The following is a 17781-nucleotide window of genomic DNA, read 5'->3' as shown; positions in this document are numbered from 1 at the left end:
GTGCACTCCTCAGCGGTTGGCCAGAAGTCGTACCCGTCGCGTTCGCTCCCCTGGCTTCGACGGCGATTCGATCATGTGTTGGTGGTACTTGCAGATGCCGTTGCCGGCAGGGGGAGTGCGGGAGACCGGGACCCCCGCCGCCGCGGGGGTCCCGGTGCGGGCCGCGTCAGCTGCGGGCCGCGTAGGCGGTGACCTCCATGGGCGTGTCGAAGTCGCGGAAGTCGGGCTTCACCCACTCGCGCTTGACCTCGGGAAGCTTGTGCTCGGTAGCGGTAGCGGCAACGTTCATGCGCGACTCCTCGGGTCTACGGCGTGCCCGGGAAGGGCACGCGCGGCTCTTCCGTGGGGCGCGGCGGCGACTTTCACCGTAGGACGTCCCGCGTGGATCGCGCTAGACCGTTCACAAGGTTCCCAAAGATCATCGGAGCGGAACCGCCTTTCAGGCCTGAGAAGGCGGACGGTTGTATCGAAACATCCGATGAGCGTTGTGAGTTTGTGCGAGCTGTGATTGGGTAAACACGCCCTGCAACACCTCCGCCGCAGACTGAAACCACGAGCGGACCCGAAGGAGAGCACACATGCGTGCTCGTCGTATCGCGGCAGCGGCAGCCTGCACCGCCGTCGCCGCCTCCCTCTGCGTGATCCCGGCCTCCGCGCAGGACGGACCCTCCGCGCAGGCCGAGCGGACCCTCGCCAGCGGGTTGGACATCCCCTGGGACATCGAGTTCCTGCCCGACGGCAGCGGCATCTTCACGGAACGGGACACGTTCAAGATCAAGAAGCTCAGCGGCACGACCGTGACCGAGCTCGACACCGTGGAAGCGGCCCAGAGCACGGGCGGTGAGGGCGGACTGCTCGGCCTCGCGGTGTCGAAGACGTTCGCGACCGACAACTCGGTCTTCATCTACTACTCGACGGCGACCGACAACCGGATCGCCAAGCTCGCGCTGGGCGGCACGCCGCAGCCGATCGTCACCGGCATCCCGAAGAACCGCTACCACAACGGCGGCGGCCTGGAGTTCGGTCCGGACGGCTACCTGTGGGCGACCACCGGCGACGCGCAGAACACGGCCAACGCGCAGAACTGGAACTCGCTGGGCGGCAAGATGCTGCGCTTCGACACCGCGGGCAGGCCGGCGAGCGGCAACCCGCGCGCGAACAGCGTCGTGTACACGATCGGCCACCGCAACCCCCAGGGCATCACCTGGGTCGGCACCACCGCGTACGCCACCGAGTTCGGCAACAACACGACCGACGAGATCAACCGCATCGAGGCCGGGAAGAACTACGGCTGGCCGACGTGCGAGGGCAACTGCAACGTCGCCGGCATGACGAACCCGGCCGTCACGTGGTCCAACCGGCTGGCGGGCCCGACCGGCATCGCCCTGCACAAGAACGCGCTCTACGTCGGCGCCGTCACCGGCCGCCGGATCTGGAAGATCCCGGTCAACGGCACCACGCTCGGCACGCCGCAGGCGTTGTTCACCGGCGCCTACGGCCGGGTGCGCTCGATCGCTCCCGCACCGGACGGCACCCTGTGGTTCGGCACGTCCAACCAGGACGCCAACGGCCAACCCGGTTCAACCGACGACCGCATCGTCTCCACCGACGCCTGACCCACCCGTTCGCGCACCGCTGCTTCGGCACGCGGGGACCCTTCGTGCGCTTCTGGGGTACGAAGGGTCCCCGCGTGCCGTAGGCGGACACGAGTGGGTGACGTCGGGAGGTGGGGTCAGTTGCGGGCGGCGGGCATCCGGCGGAGCTGGTCGAGGACCGCCGGGTCCTGCAGCTGCATCCACTGGATGACCTCGGTGTAGGTGGCGCACACCGTCTCCGGCTTGCCGCACACCTCGCCGAGGAACTGCTCCATCGCCGTGGAGAACGCCGACCCGTTCCACTCGTTGAAGTGGTTGCCGATCACCAGCGGCGCGCGGTTGCCGTTCAGCGCCGCCCGGTACACCGACCGGTACGTGTCGACGACGATCTGCGTGAACTCCGGGGCGCGCGCCGGTTCCTCCTTGGCGCCGTTGAGCGCGTACCAGAGGTTGAAGTCCATCATCACGACCTGCCGGCCCAGCGCGGGGACGCGCACCTCGGGCATCGGGAACTCGTACAGTCCCCTTTGGACGGACGGCCACTGGACGCCGAGCGCGACCTGGCTGGTGTCGTAGACCAGGCCGTGGGCGGCCATCGCAGGGAAGGCCTCGTCCCAGTTGCCCTCCAGGCACGGCGTCCGTCCACCCCGGACCGCGTCGGCGGGCAACCGGAAGCCCTCGGACCGCGCCTTGTCGACGATCAGGCGGAACTGCGCCAGCTCCGCGTTCCAGGCGGCGTTGTCCCACTTGTCCACCGAGGGCTGGCTGCCACCGGAGCAGAAGTGGCCGTTGTAGTGCGTGCCGATCTCGTGGCCGTCGGCGATCACCTGGTTCAGGTAGCCGATCCTGGCCTCGATGTCCTGCCTGCTGCCGCCGAAGTCGATGTCCGACCGGCCCCGCTTGAGACCCGCGGGCGGCTGGTACAGCGTCCGGTCCTGGTCGGCCAGCATGTACACGCCGGACAGCAGGCCGGTGACGTGCGCGCCCGTCTGCCTGGCGACCGGGAGCACCTTGTCCCAGTGCTGCTTGGACACCGCGCCGTCGAAGGAGAAGAGCACGAACTGCGGCGGCTTCTCACCCTGCGCCAGCTTGTGCATCCACGGTTGCTTCGCGAGCTGTTCCGGCGTGGGGCCGGGCACGCGCGGCGCGGGCCCGGACTCCTTCGGAGTCGGAAGGCGGGGCGCCATCGGCAGCGGGCCGTTCTCCGCCTGCTGGTCCGGGTCGTCGTGCGGACTCAGCGTCATCACCAGCACGAGTGCCAGTGCCAGAGCCACGCCCGTGGTCAACCATCCCCAGCGCTTCACACAGTAGGAGACGATCGGTCACCCGAACGGGTTGCGCCGGGGAGGCGATTGGTCACCTGACGGGGTCGGCGATCACCACTCGGTTCGCCTCGTAGCCCTGCTGTCCACCGATCCAGGTACCCCCGCACGTGACCAGCACCAGCCGGTGCGGGCCGCGCGGCCCGAAGAGCTCCAGCGCGCGGGCCGGCAGCTCCTCCTTGCGGACCGTCTCGATCTGCCGGATCTTGAACCGGAACTCCTCGCCCGCGCTGTCGGCGACGACGACCTCACGGCCGTTCTGCGCCTGCCACAGCTCGGCGAACGGTCCCTTCGCGCCCTTCCAGTCGACGTGCCCGGCCAGCACGGTCGCGCCCTCGGCGCCCGCCAGCTCGGTGCCCCACCAGGTCGCCTCGCCGATGCCGTCGGGCACCGGCAGCACGCCGTCCTTGACCTCGCGCCGCACCAGAGTGGCCGAGCCACCGGCGGGCAGCCGCACCGAACCGGGACCGGCCTTGGGCGGCGCGGGCTGTTGCTGCTGCGGTGGTGCGGGCTCGACCGGTTTGGCGTTGCCGGTGTTCGCGCCGCCGATCAACCCGGTGAGGTCGGCGCCCCTGCCGGTGCTCATGCTGTCGCCGACAGGACCGGGCCCGACCACGGGGATCTCGTCCGCGACCGGCCGTCCCGCGAGGACGTCGGTCTCGGACGAGGTGACCAGCACGCTGGTGGCGGCGACGCCCACCACCAGCACGCCGGTCAGGAAAGCCCGGGAACTCACTGCCTGCGCCACACCAGCAAGCCTGCCAGTGCCCCGCCGAGCAGCACCAGGCCACCCACCGAGAGCAGCAGACCGGGGCGCAGCTGCGAGTCGAACGACGCGGTCGCGACCGGCGTGCTGCCCTCCGTGCCCGCCGGGATCGTGCTGGGCACGACCGGGGTGTTCGGCTTGTTCACCAGCTCCAGCGCGAGCGTCGAGCCGGGGCCGACGGACCCGCACGCGGCCGGTGGTGCCTTCGCGTCGAAGAACTCCTCGTACCCCTTCGGCGCGGCCACCTCGACGAGGCAGATCTCCTGCGGCGTGCGCAGGTCCGGCACCTCGACCGTGCCGTCGGCACCGGTCTGCAGCACCAGCGGCTTGCCGTCCGTGCCGACCAGCGGGCTGTCGTCCTGCTTGAGCGCGGGGCTCGTCTGGTCCTTGGCGGTGACGCGCAGCGCGACGCCCGCGATGGCCTTCTTGGTCTCCGAGTCGATCTTCGTGATCTTCACGGCGCCCGGAGCGGTCTTGGCCTGGGCGTTGGCGGCGGCGGTCAGCTTCTTCTCGCCGCCGGTGGTGACGATCCGCTGCATGTTCTCGGTCTGGATCGGCTGGTGCACGACCGGCTTGTCCGCGGGGGAGTCGGCGGTGACCGCGATCGCCGGCTTCGGACCGGTGGGGACGACCTTGAGCGCGACCGGGCTGCCGTTCGCGTCGGTGGTGACCTTGCCCTCCGCGCTGCCGTCGACGAGCGTGGCGTCGGTCAGCGCGAAGCTGATCGGCGCGCCGGAGACGCCCTTGTCGTTCTGCTTGAGCAGCGACACGGTCCACGTCGACTCGGTGCCGATGACGAGCGGTTCCTGCGGCGCGGTCGCGGCGAGCTTCCACGGGCCGCGGTTGGCCTCGGCGTCGGCCCGCATCCGCGCGACGGCCTCCAGCACGGGCGCGGGCAGCCGGGCGGCGTACCACTCGGCGTTGTAGGCGAGGTAGCGCGGGTCCTTCGTGTCGAAGTTCACCGCACCGTCCGGCGCCGCGGTCCAGCTGTGCAGCAGGTGCGCGAGCGCCGCCGCCTCCTCCGCCGACTTGGTCGTGGAGTAGCGCAGCAGGAGGTAGGAGATGTTCGCGGCCACGTCGGGCGCGAGCTTCTTGCCCGCCTTCGTCAGCAGCTCGTCACCGGGCTGGTAGCCCACCGCGCTGTCGGGAGCGGGCAGGGCGTACTGCACGCACCACACGTGCTTGTCCTGCCACACGTACGACCCGTGCCACTCCGAACCCGTGGTGGCGTTGGGCTGGACCTCTGTCGCGTTGTAGCCGATGCCCTTGACGCCGACCGCTGTCGCCGTCGCGGGGGCGGTCAGGAGCGCGAGCCCCGAGACCGCAGCCACTGCGGCAAGACGTTTCCAGCCCATGGTGAATCGTGGTCCCCTCTGACCTGTACATATCCCGCGTGCGAGCTTGTCGGTAGCCCACTTCGGGGACAAGCCGCCACGAGGGGGAACTAGGGCGCTGCGCAGGGTGTGATCGTGAATGTTATGTGATCGGCGTTACGCGCACGGGGCCGGACACGCCGCGACACGCCGAGGTCAGGTCACGCTCCGGAGTCTTCGCGCGAGTTCGCACACTATTAGCGCACGTGTGATCGCTTGTGCGAGTAAAGTCGGCTTTACCGACGGGGAACCTGGCACCCAGCGTGCTCGTTGTACCCGTGACGGCGTAAAGCAACGCCCCAGGAGGACCAGGTGCGCTCCAGCAGCAACCCGGCTTTCCGTAACCTGCCGACCGGCGGCGGGTACGGAGGCTATGCAGGCTTCGGACAGCCCGAAGCCGGCTACCAGCAGGCCCCGCCGCCGCTGACCAGCGAGCGGCCGATGACGATCGACGACGTCGTCACCAAGACCGGCATCACGCTGGCCGTGGTGGCGGTCACCGCCGTCATCACCTACCTGATGCAGGCTTGGGTACTGCTGTTCCCGGCCGCGATCATCGGACTCGTGCTCGCGCTGATCATCTCGTTCAAGCGCGTCCCGAGCCCGCCCCTCGTCATCGCCTACGCCGCCGTCGAGGGTGTCTTCCTCGGCGCGTTCAGCGGGATCATCGGGCGGCTGATCGACGGCTGGACCGGCAACCCCGGCCAGGGTGTCGTGGTGATCGGCCAGGCGATCATCGGCACGATCGGCGTCTTCGCCGGCATGCTGGTCGTCTACAAGACCGGCGCGATCCGCGTCACGCCGAAGTTCACGAAGTGGATCACGGGCGCGATCATCGGCGTCGCCGTCCTGATGCTCTTCAACCTGATCATGAGCTTCTTCACGACCGGCGGCCTCGGCCTCCGCTCCGGCGGCACGCTCGCGATCATCTTCAGCCTCGTCTGCATCGGCCTCGCGGCGTTCAGCTTCCTGATCGACTTCGACGCCGCGGACCAGGCGATCCGGGCCGGCGTGCCGGCCAAGTTCGCGTGGCAGATCGCGTTCGGTCTCACGGTCACCCTGGTGTGGCTCTACACCGAGATCCTGCGCCTGCTCTCGTACTTCAACTCGGACTGACGTCCGGGCATCCGATCGGAGGGCGTTCCGCTGCGGCGGGGCGCCCTTCTGCATTTGTAGGCTGGGTCGCGTGGAAAACGGGTACCGCCTGGAGATGAGTCCGCCGACCGTCGACGACTACCTGCGCCTGCGCGAGGAATCCGGCCTGAGCGCGCGCAGTCGTGAGGAAGCCGAGAACGGCATCAACGGCGCGTGGGCCACTGTTCGCGCGATTCACGCGGAATCAGGCGAAACCGTGGGCATGGGTCGCGTGCTGAGCGACGGTGGCTGGTACTTCCACATCATCGACATGGCGGTGTTGCCGCGCCACCAGCGCAAAGGCATCGGTGACGCGATCATGACCGCATTGCTGGACCGCATCGGCGACCACTCGCCCGACGCGTACGTCAGCTTGCTCGCCGACCCGCCCGGCCGTCGTCTCTACGAACGGCACGGCTTCACCGAGAGCGCCCCGGCGTCGGTCGGCATGCGGCTCGTGCGCTAGACCCGCCAGCGCACGTCCGGCAGCTCGGTGCCGATTTTGATCAGGCAGTCCGTGCAGAGGGCCCCCACCTGCGAACGCGACACCCGTTCATCGGGCACCGAGTGCTCGCACACCGCCTCGTAGAAACTGCGGCGGGAACCACGGGCCTGGTCGAGCGAGAACGCGTGGCATTGCAGGTCGTATTCGCTTTGCCACCACACATAGGGCATGTCCCAACCTCCTGACTCGTCGGTAGGGACGGACTTCCCCTCGCCCGATGACGCCATTGCTGGACGATTCAGGTCATCGGCAGAACGGTGGTGGGCAAGTAGCTCCGTTCGGGTGAAACGGAGCTACTTGCAAGTGGCAAATTGCAGATCTTGGAATCGGTCCAGGATCAGCTGAGGCGTTCCAGCACCATCGCCATGCCCTGGCCACCGCCCACGCACATCGTCTCCAGACCGAACTGCTTGTCGTGGAACTGGAGCGAGTTGATCAGGGTCGTGGTGATCCGCGCGCCGGTCATGCCGAACGGGTGGCCGACGGCGATGGCGCCACCGTTCACGTTCAGCCGGTCCAGGTCGATCCCGAGGTCCTGGTAGGACGGGATGACCTGGGCCGCGAACGCCTCGTTGATCTCCACGAGGTCGATGTCGGAGATCGACAGGCCCGCCAGCGCCAGCGCGCGCTTCGAGGCCTCGACCGGCCCGAGGCCCATGATCTCCGGCGACAGGCCGGAGACGCCGGTGGAGACGATCCGCGCCAGCGGCGTGATGCCGAGCTCGCGGGCCTTGGTGTCGGACATGACCACGAGGGCGGCCGCGCCGTCGTTGAGCGGGCAGCAGTTGCCGGCGTTGATCCGGCCGTCCGGGCGGAACACGGGCTTGAGCTGCGACACGGCCTCGTAGGTGACGCCGGCGCGCGGGCCGTCGTCGGTGGAGACGACAGTGCCGTCGGGCAGCGTCACCGGGGTGATCTCGCGGGCCCAGAAGCCGTCGGCGATCGCCTTCTCGGCGAGGTTCTGCGAACGGACGCCGAACTCGTCCATCTCCTTGCGGGAGACGCCCTTCAGCAGCGCCAGGTTCTCCGCGGTCTGGCCCATCGGGACGTAGACGTCCGGCAGGGCACCGGACACCCGCGGGTCGTCCCACGTCGAGGCGCCGGAGGCGGCGACGGAGGCCGTGCGGGCCTCGGCGTCGGCGAAGAGCGGGTTGTGGGTGTCCGGCCACGAGTCGGAGCTGCCCTTGGCGAAGCGCGACACCGTCTCGACGCCCGCGGAGATGAACACGTCGCCCTCGCCCGCCTTGATGGCGTGCAGGGCCATGCGCGTGGTCTGCAGCGACGAGGCGCAGTAGCGGGTGACCGTCGTGCCGGGCAGGGTGTCGTGGCCCAGCAGCACGGACACGACGCGCGCCATGTTGAAACCCTGCTCGCCGCCGGGCAGGCCGCAGCCGAGCATCAGGTCGTCGATCTGCGCCGGGTCGAGCTGCGGCACCTTGTCCAGCGCCGCCTTCACCATCCGCGCGGCGAGGTCGTCGGGCCGCACGTCCTTCAGCGAGCCCTTGCCCGCGCGGCCGATGGGGGAGCGGGCGGCGGAGACGATCACGGCCTCAGGCATCGGGGAGCTCCTCGTTGGGGGTCAAGGTCGCAGCCGAGCCTAGTTAACGCCCGCTCACCCCGGCCAGCGCACGTGACGAGGATTTCCGGAACTCACGCGTGCCGCCGGTGCAGCCACGCGGGCCACCGCGACGCGCCCACCGCCAGCGCCGCCGCCGAGCGCAACGGCACCGGCGCCGCCGCCCACTCCGGCAGGAACCCCGCCACCCGGCACAACGGCGCCAGCAGCACACCGGCCGCCGCCTCGTAGCCGGCGGCGCTGGGGTGGAAGCGGTCGGAGCTGAACATGTCGGCGTGCCGCGCGGTGAACTCCGGTGCCAGCAGGTTCCCCAGCGGTACCGCGACACCGCCGGCCCGCCGCACCTGCGCCGTCTGCGCCGCCGCCAGCCGCAGGCTGTACCGCCGCCCGATCGCCCGCAGCGGCTGCGGGATCGGCCGCACGATCCCGAGGTCGGGGCAGGTGCCGACCACGACACCGCACCCGGCGGCGCGCAGCCGGCGGACCTGCTCGCCCAGCAACGCCGCCGAGTCGCGCACCGGCGTCCGCGTCGTCACGTCGTTCGCGCCGATGATGACCAGCGCCGCCTGCGGCTCGCCCGGCAGCGCCGCGTCGACCTGCGGCACCAGGTCGCGGGTCGTCGAGCCGCTGATCGCGTACGTCGACAGCCGCACCGGCCGGTCCGCCTCCTCGGCCAGCGCCCCGGCCAGCAACACGCCCGGCATCTGCGAGGGGTGCGTCACACCGACGCCGACCGCCATCGAGTCGCCGAGCACCGCCAGCCGCAGCGGGTCCCGGCCGTCGTCGCGGTACACGCCGTCGGGCGCGGGCCACAGGTGTTCCAGCACGCCGATGGCCACGCGGGCCCGTCTGCCCTGCTCGTTCAGCAGCCCGACGAGCGCCCCGGACAGCCCGCCGAGCGTCGCGGCGGTCATGGCGGCCGCGCGCAGGTGTCCCGTGCCGAGCATCCGCACCACCCCCTCTCCCCTGGAATCGTCGGCATCACCGTTCGAATCAACCTCCGCTGCCACTAGAGCTACGCTTCGTGCGCTATCTCGGAGAGTGGGAGTGGGGAGTACAGCGGTGGAGTACGTCGAGCACGTCGTCGACCTGGTGGGCAACACGCCGCTGGTCAAGCTCAACTCCCTGACCTCGGGCATCAAGGCGACCGTCCTGGCCAAGGTCGAGTACCTGAACCCGGGCGGCAGCGTGAAGGACCGCATCGCGCTGCGCATGGTGGAGGCGGCCGAGAAGTCCGGCGAGCTGCAGCCCGGCGGCACGATCGTGGAGCCCACCTCGGGCAACACCGGTGTCGGCCTCGCGCTGGTCGCCCAGCGCAAGGGTTACAAGTGCGTGTTCGTGTGCCCCGACAAGGTCAGCGAGGACAAGCGCAACGTCCTCAAGGCCTACGGTGCCGAGGTCGTGGTGTGCCCGACCGCCGTCGCGCCCGAGCACCCGGACTCGTACTACAACGTCTCCGACCGGCTGGTCCGCGAGATCCCCGGCGCGTGGAAGCCCAACCAGTACGCGAACCCGGAGAACCCGGCGAGCCACTACCACCAGACCGGCCCCGAGGTGTGGCGCCAGACGGCGGGCAAGATCACGCACTTCGTCGCGGGCGTCGGCACCGGCGGCACGATCTCCGGCACCGGCCGTTACCTCAAGGAGGTCTCGGACGGCGCGGTGAAGATCATCGGCGCGGACCCGGAGGGCTCGGTCTACTCCGGCGGCACCGGCCGGCCGTACCTCGTCGAGGGCGTCGGCGAGGACTTCTGGCCGGAGACCTACGACAAGACCGTCTGCGACCAGATCGTCGAGGTCTCCGACGCGGACTCGTTCGACGTCACTCGGCGCCTGGCCCGCGAGGAGGGCCTGCTCGTCGGCGGCTCCTGCGGCATGGCCGCCGCCGCGGCGCTGCGCATCGCGCGGGACCTGCCCGAGGACGCCGTCGTGGTCGTGCTGCTGCCCGACGGCGGCCGCGGCTACCTGTCGAAGGTCTTCAACGACCGCTGGATGGCCTCCTACGGCTTCCTGCCGCCCGACTCGACCGGCGCGACCGTCGGCGACGTGCTGCGCCGCAAGGGCGGCCAGCTGCCCGACCTGGTGCACGCGCACCCGAACGAGACCGTCGGCGACGCGGTGGCGATCCTGCGCGAGTTCGGCGTCTCGCAGATGCCCGTCGTGAACGCCGAACCGCCGGTCATGGCGGCCGAGGTCGCCGGCGCGGTCAACGAGCGCGACCTGCTCGACGCGCTGTTCACCGGCAAGGCCCAGCTGGCCGACCGCCTCGACAAGCACATGGGCGCACCGCTGCCCACGCTGGGCGCCGGTGAGCCGGTGAGTGTGGCCATGAACGCCATGACCCACGCCGACGGCGCGCTGGTGCTGGAGGACGGGAAGCCCGCCGGTGTCGTGACGAGGCAGGACATTCTCGGTTTCTTGGCTGGTCGCTGAACGTAGAAGGCCGTACGTCCGATAGCGTGACGCCCCAGATCAACCAGACTCATACACACACGGCCCAGCCAAGGGGGTTGGAAACCGGATGAACGCTCCGCAGCCGCCAGGAAATCCGTTCGGCGGTCAGCCGCAGCACGAGCAGCCAAACGCGGACGCCACGCAGGTCGTCCCAGGAGGTGGGCAGCCGCAGGCGTCCCACAACCCGGACGCCACGCAGGTCGTCTCGCCTGGTCAGACGCCTGCCGCGCCGCAGCAGAACGCGGACGCCACCCAGGTCGTCAGCCCGGGGCAGGTGCCCCCGGCCGGCGCTCCCGGCTCCGGCGGTTTCCCGGCACAGGGTCCCGGCTCCGGCGGGTTCCCCGCCCAGCAGCCGCCCCCGTACGGTGCTCCGCAGCCGCCCGCCTACGGCGCTCCGCAGTCGAACCCGTACGGGCAACCCGTGCAGTCCAACCCGTACGGCCAGCCCGCGCAGTCGAGCCCGTACGGCCAGCCGCAGCAGCACCAGCAGCAGCCCTACGGCGCTCCGCAGAGCTCGCCGTACGGTCAGCCGCAGCAGCAGCCCTACGGCCAGCCCTCCTACGGCGGCGCTCCCGGCTTCCCGCCGCCGCCTCCCACCGGTTACGCCGAGTGGGGTTCGCGGTTCGTGGGCTACCTGATCGACGTCGCGGCGCCGGTCGTCGTGGTGTGGCTCGTCGCGTTCGTGCTGGGCCTCGTCGGCGCGGGCATCGGCCCCGACGCCGCGTGGATCTTCGCGATCATCGGCATCGTGCTCTACCTGGCGCTGTTCGGGTTCTACATCTGGAACCTGATCATCAGGCAGGGCGCGACCGGCCAGACGATCGGCAAGAAGATCGCCAAGATCAAGCTCGTCTCCGAGGAGACGCTGCAGCCGCTCGGCGCCGGCACCACCTTCGTGCGCCAGCTGTGCCACGTCGTCGACTCGCTGCCGTGCAACGCGGGCTTCCTGGCCCCGTTGTGGGAGCCGAAGAACCAGACCTGGGCCGACAAGATCATGAAGACCATCGTGATCAACGCCCCGGAGACGGCCTCGCCGTACGGCGGTGGCACCGGCGGCTTCCAGCAGCCGGGCACCGGCGGCTACCCGCAGCAGGGTGGCTACGGCCAGCCGCCGCAGCAGGGCTACGGCCAGCAGCAGGGTTGGTAAGACCTCACCAGAACAGCCCCCGGTCCCCGTGACCGGGGGCTGTTCTGTTCCGCACTCCTGCCGGTCGGCGGCCGGACGGGTGAGTACCCTGCGGACATGAGCACCCCATACGGCTTCGCGACCAGGGCGATCCACGCCGGTCAGGACCCGGACCCGACCACGGGTGCGGTGAACGTGCCCATCTACGCGACGTCGACGTACGCCCAGGACGGCGTCGGTGGGCTGCGCCAGGGCTTCGAGTACTCGCGCACCGGCAACCCGACCCGCCGCGCACTGGAGACCGCCCTCGCCTCCCTGGAACGCGGCCGCTTCGGCCGTGCGTTCTCGTCGGGCATGGGTGCCACCGACACGGCCCTGCGCGCGTTCCTCAAGCCCGGCGACCACATCGTCATCCCGAACGACGCCTACGGCGGCACGTTCCGCTTGATCGACAAGGTCTTCTCGCAGTGGGGCGTCACCCACTCGCCGGCCCCGGTCTCCGACGTCGACGCGATCCGCGCCGCCATCACGCCGGCCACGAAGCTCGTGTGGATCGAGACGCCGACCAACCCGCTGCTGAACATCGGCGACATCGCCGCGATCGCCGAGGTCGCCCACTCCGCGGGCGCCAAGCTGGTGGTGGACAACACCTTCGCGTCCCCGGCCCTGCAGACCCCGCTGGAGCTCGGCGCCGACGTGGTGCTGCACTCCACCACCAAGTACGTCGGCGGCCACTCCGACGTCGTCGGCGGCGCCCTCGTCACCTCCGACGAGGAGACCGACGCGGCGTTCGGCTTCCTGCAGAACGGCGCGGGCGCGGTCCCCGGCCCGTTCGACGCCTACCTGACCCTGCGCGGCCTCAAGACGCTCGAGCTGCGCATGGAGAAGCACTCCGACAACGCCGAGCTGGTCGCCGAGGCCCTCACCCGCCACCCGCGCGTGAAGAAGGTCATCTACCCCGGTCTGGAGTCGCACCCCGGCCACGCGGTGGCGGCCAAGCAGATGCGTCGCTTCGGCGGCATGATCTCGTTCCTCGTCGAGGGCGGCGAGGAAGCGGCGCTCGCGGTCTGCGCGCGCACCGAGCTCTTCACTTTGGCCGAGTCGCTCGGCGGCGTCGAGTCGCTGATCGAGCACCCCGGCAAGATGACGCACGCCTCGACCGCGGGCTCGATGCTGGAGGTCCCCGCCGACCTGGTCCGCGTCTCGGTGGGCATCGAGTCGGGCGACGACCTGGTCTCCGACCTGCTGGCCGCCCTCGGCTAACCCCTGCCCTCTGCTGCCCCACCGCACGCGGGGCCCTTTCGTGCGCTCCTGGTGCACGAAAGCTCCCCGCGTGCACTTCCAGGAGCACGAAAGTTCCCCGCGTACACCAGGAGTACGAAAGCTCCCCGCGTGCGCTCCTGGTGCACGAAAGGGCCCCGCGTGCACTCCGAGCAACGGGGAGAGGGCGTCTGCAAGTACGGCCAACGTGGAGTTGGTGGTACTTGCAGACGCCCTCAGCGCTACTACGGCTTCTTCGAGCCGCCGAACCTGTCCACGTTGTCCGCGGTGTCGGCTGTGGGCGCCGCCGGTAGGTCGGCGCCGTTGACGCAGCCGCCGACGAACTCGATCGACTCGCCGGTGCGGACGAAGCGGCCGGCCTCGTCGCAACCCGCGTGGGCCACGGTCAGGAACGCCGCGCCGGTCAGCGCCGCAGCCGTGGTCACGGCTCCGACCAGCGGAATCACCGCGGCCACGCGTCGTACGAGTGCCATGCCACCTCCCCACGATGTGAGTCCCCCGTAAGGCAGCCTACCGGGGAACGCGCATCAGAGGTTGCCGCGGCGCTCCTGTTCCCGCTCGATGGCCTCGAACAACGCCTTGAAGTTGCCCTTGCCGAAGCCCAGCGAGCCGTGCCGTTCGATCAGCTCGTAGAACACGGTGGGGCGGTCGCCGATCGGCTTGGTGAAGATCTGCAGCAGGTAGCCGTCCTCGTCGCGGTCGACCAGGATGCGGTGCTCCTTGAGGACCTCGATCGGCACGCGGACCTCGCCGATGCGGGCGCGCAGCTCGGGGTCGTCGTAGTAGGAGTCCGGGGTCTCCAGGAACTCCACGCCCGCCTCGCGCATGGCGGTGACGGTCTTGATGATGTCGTTGGTGGCCAAGGCGATGTGCTGGACGCCCGCGCCCTCGTAGAACTCGAGGTACTCGTCGATCTGCGACTTCTTCTTCGCGACCGCCGGCTCGTTCAGCGGGAACTTGACGCGGTGGTTGCCGTTGGAGACGACCTTGGACATCAGCGCCGAGTAGTCGGTGGCGATGTCGTCGCCGATGAACTCCGCCATGTTCACGAAGCCCATGACGCGGTTGTACCACTCGACCCAGTAGTCCATCTTGCCGAGCTCGACGTTGCCGACGCAGTGGTCGACGGCCTGGAACAGGCGCTTCGGCGCACCCTCCGGCCGCTTCACGGTCGACGTCTTGGCCACGTAACCGGGCAGGTAGGGGCCGGTGTACTTCGAGCGGTCCACCAGGGTGTGGCGGGTCTCGCCGTAGGTGGCGATGGCCGCGAGGCGGACGGTGCCGTGCTCGTCGGAGACGTCGTGCGGCTCCTCCAGGACGGTCGCGCCCTGCGCGCGGGCGTGCTCGATGCACTGGTCGACGTCGCCGACCTCCAGCGCCAGGTCGACGACGCCGTCGCCGTGCTTGCGGTGGTGGTCGAGCAGCGGGGAACCGGGCTGCACGCCGCCGTGGATCACGAAGCGGGCCGAGCCCGACTTCAGCACGAACGACTTGTGCGTGCGCTGGCCGGTCTCGGGGCCCGCGTAGGCCACGAGCTCCATGCCGAACGCCACCTGGTACAGCCACGCGGTCTGCGTGGCGTTGCCCGCGACGAACACCACGGCGTCCATGGCGCGCACGGGGAAGGGGTCCTTGGTCGCGTCGTAGTCGACCAACCCCACGAGCTGCCGGAGCTGGTCGTAGCTCACGTCGTCAAGCTGCTGCGTCATGCTCATCAGCATGAGATGACCCGACAGGGTGAGCAACAGTCTTCAATTTTCCTGCGCATTTTGTACAGTGATGCGTGGCCGAAGACCAGCAGAGTGAGCACTCTGACCAGACAGTCGACGAACTGGACGCACGGCTGCTGCTGCTCCTCACCGACGAGCCGCGGCTGGGCGTCCTCGAATGCTCCCGCAGGCTCGGTGTCGCACGTGGCACCGTGCAGGCCCGGCTGGACCGGCTGACCGGCCGCGGTGTGCTCACCGGGTTCCCACCCGCGCTGGACCTGGGGGCGATGGGCTACGGGCTGACCGCGTTCGCGACGGTCGAGATCGCGCAGGGCCGCCGGCAGGAGGTGTGCGAGGGCCTGGCCGCGATCAGCGAGGTGTGCGAGGTGCACGCCACGACCGGGCAGGGCGACCTCTTCGTGCGGATGGTCGCGCGGTCCAACGCGGACCTGCAGCGCGTGGTCGACCACATCGTCGACGTGCCGCACGTGCGCAGGCTGTCGACCTCCATCGCGCTCTCCACGCCGGTGCCGCCGCGGGTGCGACCGCTCCTGGAACGCGTGAAGGGGCGGTCACCGCAGTGACCGCCCCTCCGCAACGTCGTGTGATCAGCCCGAGTACGGCACCGCGGAGATCAGCGTGACCTTCTGGAGCTTGCCGTTGGGCAGCTCGTACTCGACGGTCTCGCCGTCCTTCGAGCCGTTCAGCGCCTTGCCCAGCGGTGAGGACGGGGAGTAGACCTCCATCTCGCCGTGCGCGCCCTCTTCCCGCGTCGCCAGCAGGAAGGTCTCGGTCTCGTCGTCGCCCTCGTAGCGGATCGTGAGCACCGTGCCCGGTGCCGCGACACCCTTCGTGGTGGGAGCTTCGCCGACCTTCGCGGCCTGGAGCAGCTCGTGCAGCTGGCGGATGCGCGCCTCCTGCTTGCCCTGCTCCTCGCGAGCCGCGTGGTAGCCGCCGTTCTCGCGGAGGTCGCCCTCTTCGCGACGAGCGTTGATCTCGGCAGCCATGACCGGGCGGTACGCGATCAGTTCGTCCAGCTCAGCCTTGAGCCGGTCGTAGGCCTCCTGGGTCAGCCAGGTCACCTGGGTGTCGCTCACGGTCACCAACTCCTCGTCTTGCTCCGGCGCACGCGTGTGTGCCAGATAGTTCCCGGGCCGCCAGCCCGGAACGGAAAAACACGGCCCGCGCCGGGGCCGTGCTTGAGCTGCAATAGTAACACGGAGACAACGTTCAGCGACGGCGATTTGTTCCTCATCTCGCCGCTTAAACCGCAGATCACCCGCTTGGCCGCTAGGTCGTGGACAAGTAGGCGGGAACCTGGTAGGAGCAGCCGAACACTTCGCCGGTGACCGGCGGCTTCGAACCGCGAACAACAGTTGTCTCGACAACGGTCGAATTCCCCGGCGGGATCAGAACTTCACGCCGACCCGCTTCGTCCCCGTCCTTGGACCGGGCCCGAATGATGCAGACGGCCGGTCGCTCCGGTTGGTCTCGGGAAACCTGGAAAGTGACCTGCACCCGCTCGCTGTCGAGGATCTGGAACGCCGTCTGTTCGGCCTCGATCGGTTTTGTGCCGAGATTTCGGTAACCGACGAACGCGACGACCGCACCGACCACCACGGCTACGGCGAGTAACGCCCACCGCGCGAGCCTGGGCATCGCCGCGCGGCTGCTCTTGCCGTACCGCCCCTCGGGGAGAGCGCGCTGTGCCACTATCCCGCGCCTCCTCAAGCCTCTGGGGAACAATGGTGCTCGACGTTCAGTTGTTGAGTGTCGCAGGACCGTTCACACAGGAGGACCACGGGGGTCATGGCCGACAAGCTGCGCCTTATGGCAGTGCACGCACATCCCGACGACGAGTCGAGCAAGGGCGCGGCCACGATGGCCCGCTACATCGCGGAAGGGCACGACGTCATGGTTGTGACCTGCACCGACGGTGGTGCGGGCAGCATTCTGAACCCGGCGATGGACAAGCCGGACGTGCTCGAGAACATCATCGAGGTCCGCCGCGAGGAGATGGCCAACGCGGCCAAGATCCTCGGCATCCAGCACCGCTGGCTGGGCTTCAAGGACTCCGGCCTGCCCGAGGGCGACCCGAAGCCGCCGCTGCCCGAGGGCTGCTTCGCCCTCGTCCCGCTGGAGGAGTCGGTCCCGTCGCTGGTCGAGGCGATCCGCGACTTCCGCCCGCACGTGATCGTCACCTACGACGAGAACGGCGGCTACCCGCACCCCGACCACATCCGCACGCACGAGATCTCGATGGCCGCGATCGACGCGGCCGCCGACGCCTCGTACAAGCCGGAGCTCGGCGGCGCGTGGGACACGGTGAAGGTCTACTACTCGCACGGGTTCTCCCGCGCGAAGCTGGTGGCGTTCCACGAGGCGCTGGAGGCCCGCGGCCTGGAGTCGCCCTACACCGAGTGGCTCGCGAACTGGGACGCCGCCCGTCCCGACGTGATGGACCGCGTCACCACCCGCGTCCAGTGCTCCGAGTACTTCGACGTCCGTGACGAGGCCCTCAAGGCCCACGCCACCCAGATCGACCCGACCAGCCGCTGGTTCGCCATCCCGATGGACATCCAGGTCGAGGTGTGGCCCACCGAGGAGTACGAGCTCGTGCGCTCGCAGGTCGACTCGACGCTGCCCGAAGACGACCTGTTCGCCGGAGTTAAGGTCTAGGGGTGAACCCCTGGACCGACACGGTTGCGATCGTCGCTGTTCAGCAGCCGTCGAACACGAACGACGACAAGGGCGGCCAGGGGGAGGACTTCGGCAAGTCCTCCCCGGTCGGCCTCGTCCTGCTCATCCTGTTCTTCGTCGCCGTGTTCTTCCTGGTGCGCTCGATGAACAAGCACCTGAGGAAGCTGCCCGCGTCGTTCGACGAGCCGGCGGAGACCGCGGAGCCGGCGAAGGCGCCGAAGAAGGACTGACCGGGTTCCG

General features: G+C 69.6%; 20 protein-coding genes. 9 read left to right on the top strand and 11 right to left on the bottom strand.

Going from position 1 to position 17781, the window contains the following annotated elements; all coding sequences use genetic code 11:
* Window positions 1–166 precede the first annotated feature (166 nt).
* Window positions 167–289: a pyrroloquinoline quinone precursor peptide PqqA gene (pqqA, locus tag ACVDFE_RS01890; protein WP_360385966.1), complete on the bottom strand. Its 123-nt coding sequence runs from the start codon at window positions 287–289 to the stop codon at window positions 167–169.
* A gap of 289 nt (window positions 290–578) precedes the next feature.
* On the opposite strand from pqqA, the gene ACVDFE_RS01885 reads away from it, so the two are divergent.
* Window positions 579–1616 (top strand): PQQ-dependent sugar dehydrogenase, encoded by a 1038-nt coding sequence (locus tag ACVDFE_RS01885; protein WP_458429356.1) that lies wholly within the window; start codon window positions 579–581, stop codon window positions 1614–1616.
* A 116-nt stretch (window positions 1617–1732) separates the two neighbouring features.
* Here ACVDFE_RS01885 and ACVDFE_RS01880 read toward each other — a convergent pair whose 3' ends face one another.
* The 3 genes from ACVDFE_RS01880 to ACVDFE_RS01870 form a co-directional block, all read right to left on the bottom strand.
* Window positions 1733–2869, bottom strand: coding sequence for a polysaccharide deacetylase family protein (locus ACVDFE_RS01880; RefSeq protein WP_360385970.1), 1137 nt, complete (start codon window positions 2867–2869; stop codon window positions 1733–1735).
* Between the two features lie 82 nt (window positions 2870–2951).
* Window positions 2952–3653 carry a class F sortase gene (locus ACVDFE_RS01875; protein ID WP_360385972.1) on the bottom strand — a complete coding sequence of 234 codons (702 nt, stop codon included), beginning with the start codon at window positions 3651–3653 and terminating at the stop codon, window positions 2952–2954.
* Window positions 3650–5014, bottom strand: a complete 1365-nt coding sequence (locus tag ACVDFE_RS01870) for an MSCRAMM family protein (protein ID WP_458429355.1) — start codon at window positions 5012–5014, stop codon at window positions 3650–3652. Before ACVDFE_RS01870 ends, ACVDFE_RS01875 begins: the two co-directional genes overlap by 4 nt.
* 354 nt (window positions 5015–5368) lie before the next feature.
* Here ACVDFE_RS01870 and ACVDFE_RS01865 point away from each other — a divergent pair, with 354 nt between their 5' ends.
* Both ACVDFE_RS01865 and ACVDFE_RS01860 read left to right on the top strand, forming a co-directional pair.
* Window positions 5369–6172 (top strand): Bax inhibitor-1/YccA family protein, encoded by an 804-nt coding sequence (locus ACVDFE_RS01865; RefSeq protein ID WP_360385976.1) that lies wholly within the window; start codon window positions 5369–5371, stop codon window positions 6170–6172.
* Between the two features lie 70 nt (window positions 6173–6242).
* A complete protein-coding gene (locus ACVDFE_RS01860) occupies window positions 6243–6656 on the top strand; it encodes a GNAT family N-acetyltransferase (RefSeq protein ID WP_360385978.1) in 414 nt (137 codons plus the stop codon).
* On the opposite strand, the gene ACVDFE_RS01855 is transcribed toward ACVDFE_RS01860, so the two are convergent.
* The 3 genes from ACVDFE_RS01855 to ACVDFE_RS01845 form a co-directional block, all read right to left on the bottom strand.
* A complete protein-coding gene (locus ACVDFE_RS01855; RefSeq protein ID WP_360385980.1) occupies window positions 6653–6865 on the bottom strand; it encodes a hypothetical protein in 213 nt (70 codons plus the stop codon). The two genes, ACVDFE_RS01860 and ACVDFE_RS01855, sit on opposite strands and share 4 nt — an antisense overlap.
* Window positions 6866–7032: 167 nt before the next feature.
* On the bottom strand, window positions 7033–8253 hold the full coding sequence (locus ACVDFE_RS01850; RefSeq protein ID WP_458429354.1) for an acetyl-CoA C-acetyltransferase: 1221 nt from the start codon (window positions 8251–8253) through the stop codon (window positions 7033–7035).
* Window positions 8254–8345: 92 nt separating this feature from the next.
* Window positions 8346–9218: an SGNH/GDSL hydrolase family protein gene (locus tag ACVDFE_RS01845; RefSeq protein WP_458429353.1), complete on the bottom strand. Its 873-nt coding sequence runs from the start codon at window positions 9216–9218 to the stop codon at window positions 8346–8348.
* A 115-nt stretch (window positions 9219–9333) separates the two neighbouring features.
* Here ACVDFE_RS01845 and ACVDFE_RS01840 point away from each other — a divergent pair, with 115 nt between their 5' ends.
* The 3 genes from ACVDFE_RS01840 (at window position 9334) to ACVDFE_RS01830 (ending at window position 13114) form a co-directional block, all read left to right on the top strand.
* On the top strand, window positions 9334–10704 hold the full coding sequence (locus ACVDFE_RS01840) for a cystathionine beta-synthase (protein WP_360385986.1): 1371 nt from the start codon (window positions 9334–9336) through the stop codon (window positions 10702–10704).
* Between the two features lie 88 nt (window positions 10705–10792).
* Window positions 10793–11872, top strand: a complete 1080-nt coding sequence (locus tag ACVDFE_RS01835; RefSeq protein WP_360385988.1) for an RDD family protein — start codon at window positions 10793–10795, stop codon at window positions 11870–11872.
* Between the two features lie 96 nt (window positions 11873–11968).
* Window positions 11969–13114 carry a cystathionine gamma-synthase gene (locus ACVDFE_RS01830; RefSeq protein ID WP_458429352.1) on the top strand — a complete coding sequence of 382 codons (1146 nt, stop codon included), beginning with the start codon at window positions 11969–11971 and terminating at the stop codon, window positions 13112–13114.
* Between the two features lie 242 nt (window positions 13115–13356).
* Here ACVDFE_RS01830 and ACVDFE_RS01825 read toward each other — a convergent pair whose 3' ends face one another.
* Together ACVDFE_RS01825 and hppD are read right to left on the bottom strand one after the other, a co-directional pair.
* Window positions 13357–13605 carry a hypothetical protein gene (locus tag ACVDFE_RS01825; protein ID WP_360385992.1) on the bottom strand — a complete coding sequence of 83 codons (249 nt, stop codon included), beginning with the start codon at window positions 13603–13605 and terminating at the stop codon, window positions 13357–13359.
* 54 nt (window positions 13606–13659) lie between these two features.
* Window positions 13660–14841: a 4-hydroxyphenylpyruvate dioxygenase gene (gene hppD / locus ACVDFE_RS01820; protein ID WP_458429351.1), complete on the bottom strand. Its 1182-nt coding sequence runs from the start codon at window positions 14839–14841 to the stop codon at window positions 13660–13662.
* A gap of 74 nt (window positions 14842–14915) precedes the next feature.
* On the opposite strand from hppD, the gene ACVDFE_RS01815 reads away from it, so the two are divergent.
* Window positions 14916–15425, top strand: a complete 510-nt coding sequence (locus tag ACVDFE_RS01815) for an Lrp/AsnC family transcriptional regulator (protein WP_458429350.1) — start codon at window positions 14916–14918, stop codon at window positions 15423–15425.
* Window positions 15426–15449: 24 nt separating this feature from the next.
* On the opposite strand, the gene greA is transcribed toward ACVDFE_RS01815, so the two are convergent.
* Both greA and ACVDFE_RS01805 read right to left on the bottom strand, forming a co-directional pair.
* Entirely contained in the window at window positions 15450–15947 is a 498-nt protein-coding gene (greA, locus tag ACVDFE_RS01810) for a transcription elongation factor GreA (RefSeq protein WP_360385997.1), read from the bottom strand.
* Window positions 15948–16131: 184 nt separating this feature from the next.
* Window positions 16132–16554 (bottom strand): DUF4307 domain-containing protein, encoded by a 423-nt coding sequence (locus ACVDFE_RS01805; RefSeq protein WP_360385999.1) that lies wholly within the window; start codon window positions 16552–16554, stop codon window positions 16132–16134.
* A gap of 96 nt (window positions 16555–16650) precedes the next feature.
* On the opposite strand from ACVDFE_RS01805, the gene mca reads away from it, so the two are divergent.
* On the top strand, window positions 16651–17520 hold the full coding sequence (gene mca / locus ACVDFE_RS01800) for a mycothiol conjugate amidase Mca (protein WP_360386001.1): 870 nt from the start codon (window positions 16651–16653) through the stop codon (window positions 17518–17520).
* Window positions 17521–17522: 2 nt separating this feature from the next.
* On the top strand, window positions 17523–17771 hold the full coding sequence (locus tag ACVDFE_RS01795; RefSeq protein WP_458429349.1) for a hypothetical protein: 249 nt from the start codon (window positions 17523–17525) through the stop codon (window positions 17769–17771).
* Window positions 17772–17781 lie beyond the last annotated feature (10 nt).

It is taken from the genome of Lentzea chajnantorensis (assembly GCF_054300775.1).
Note: the sequence above shows the minus strand (reverse complement) of the source record. Positions and strands in the feature narration are given on the sequence as shown.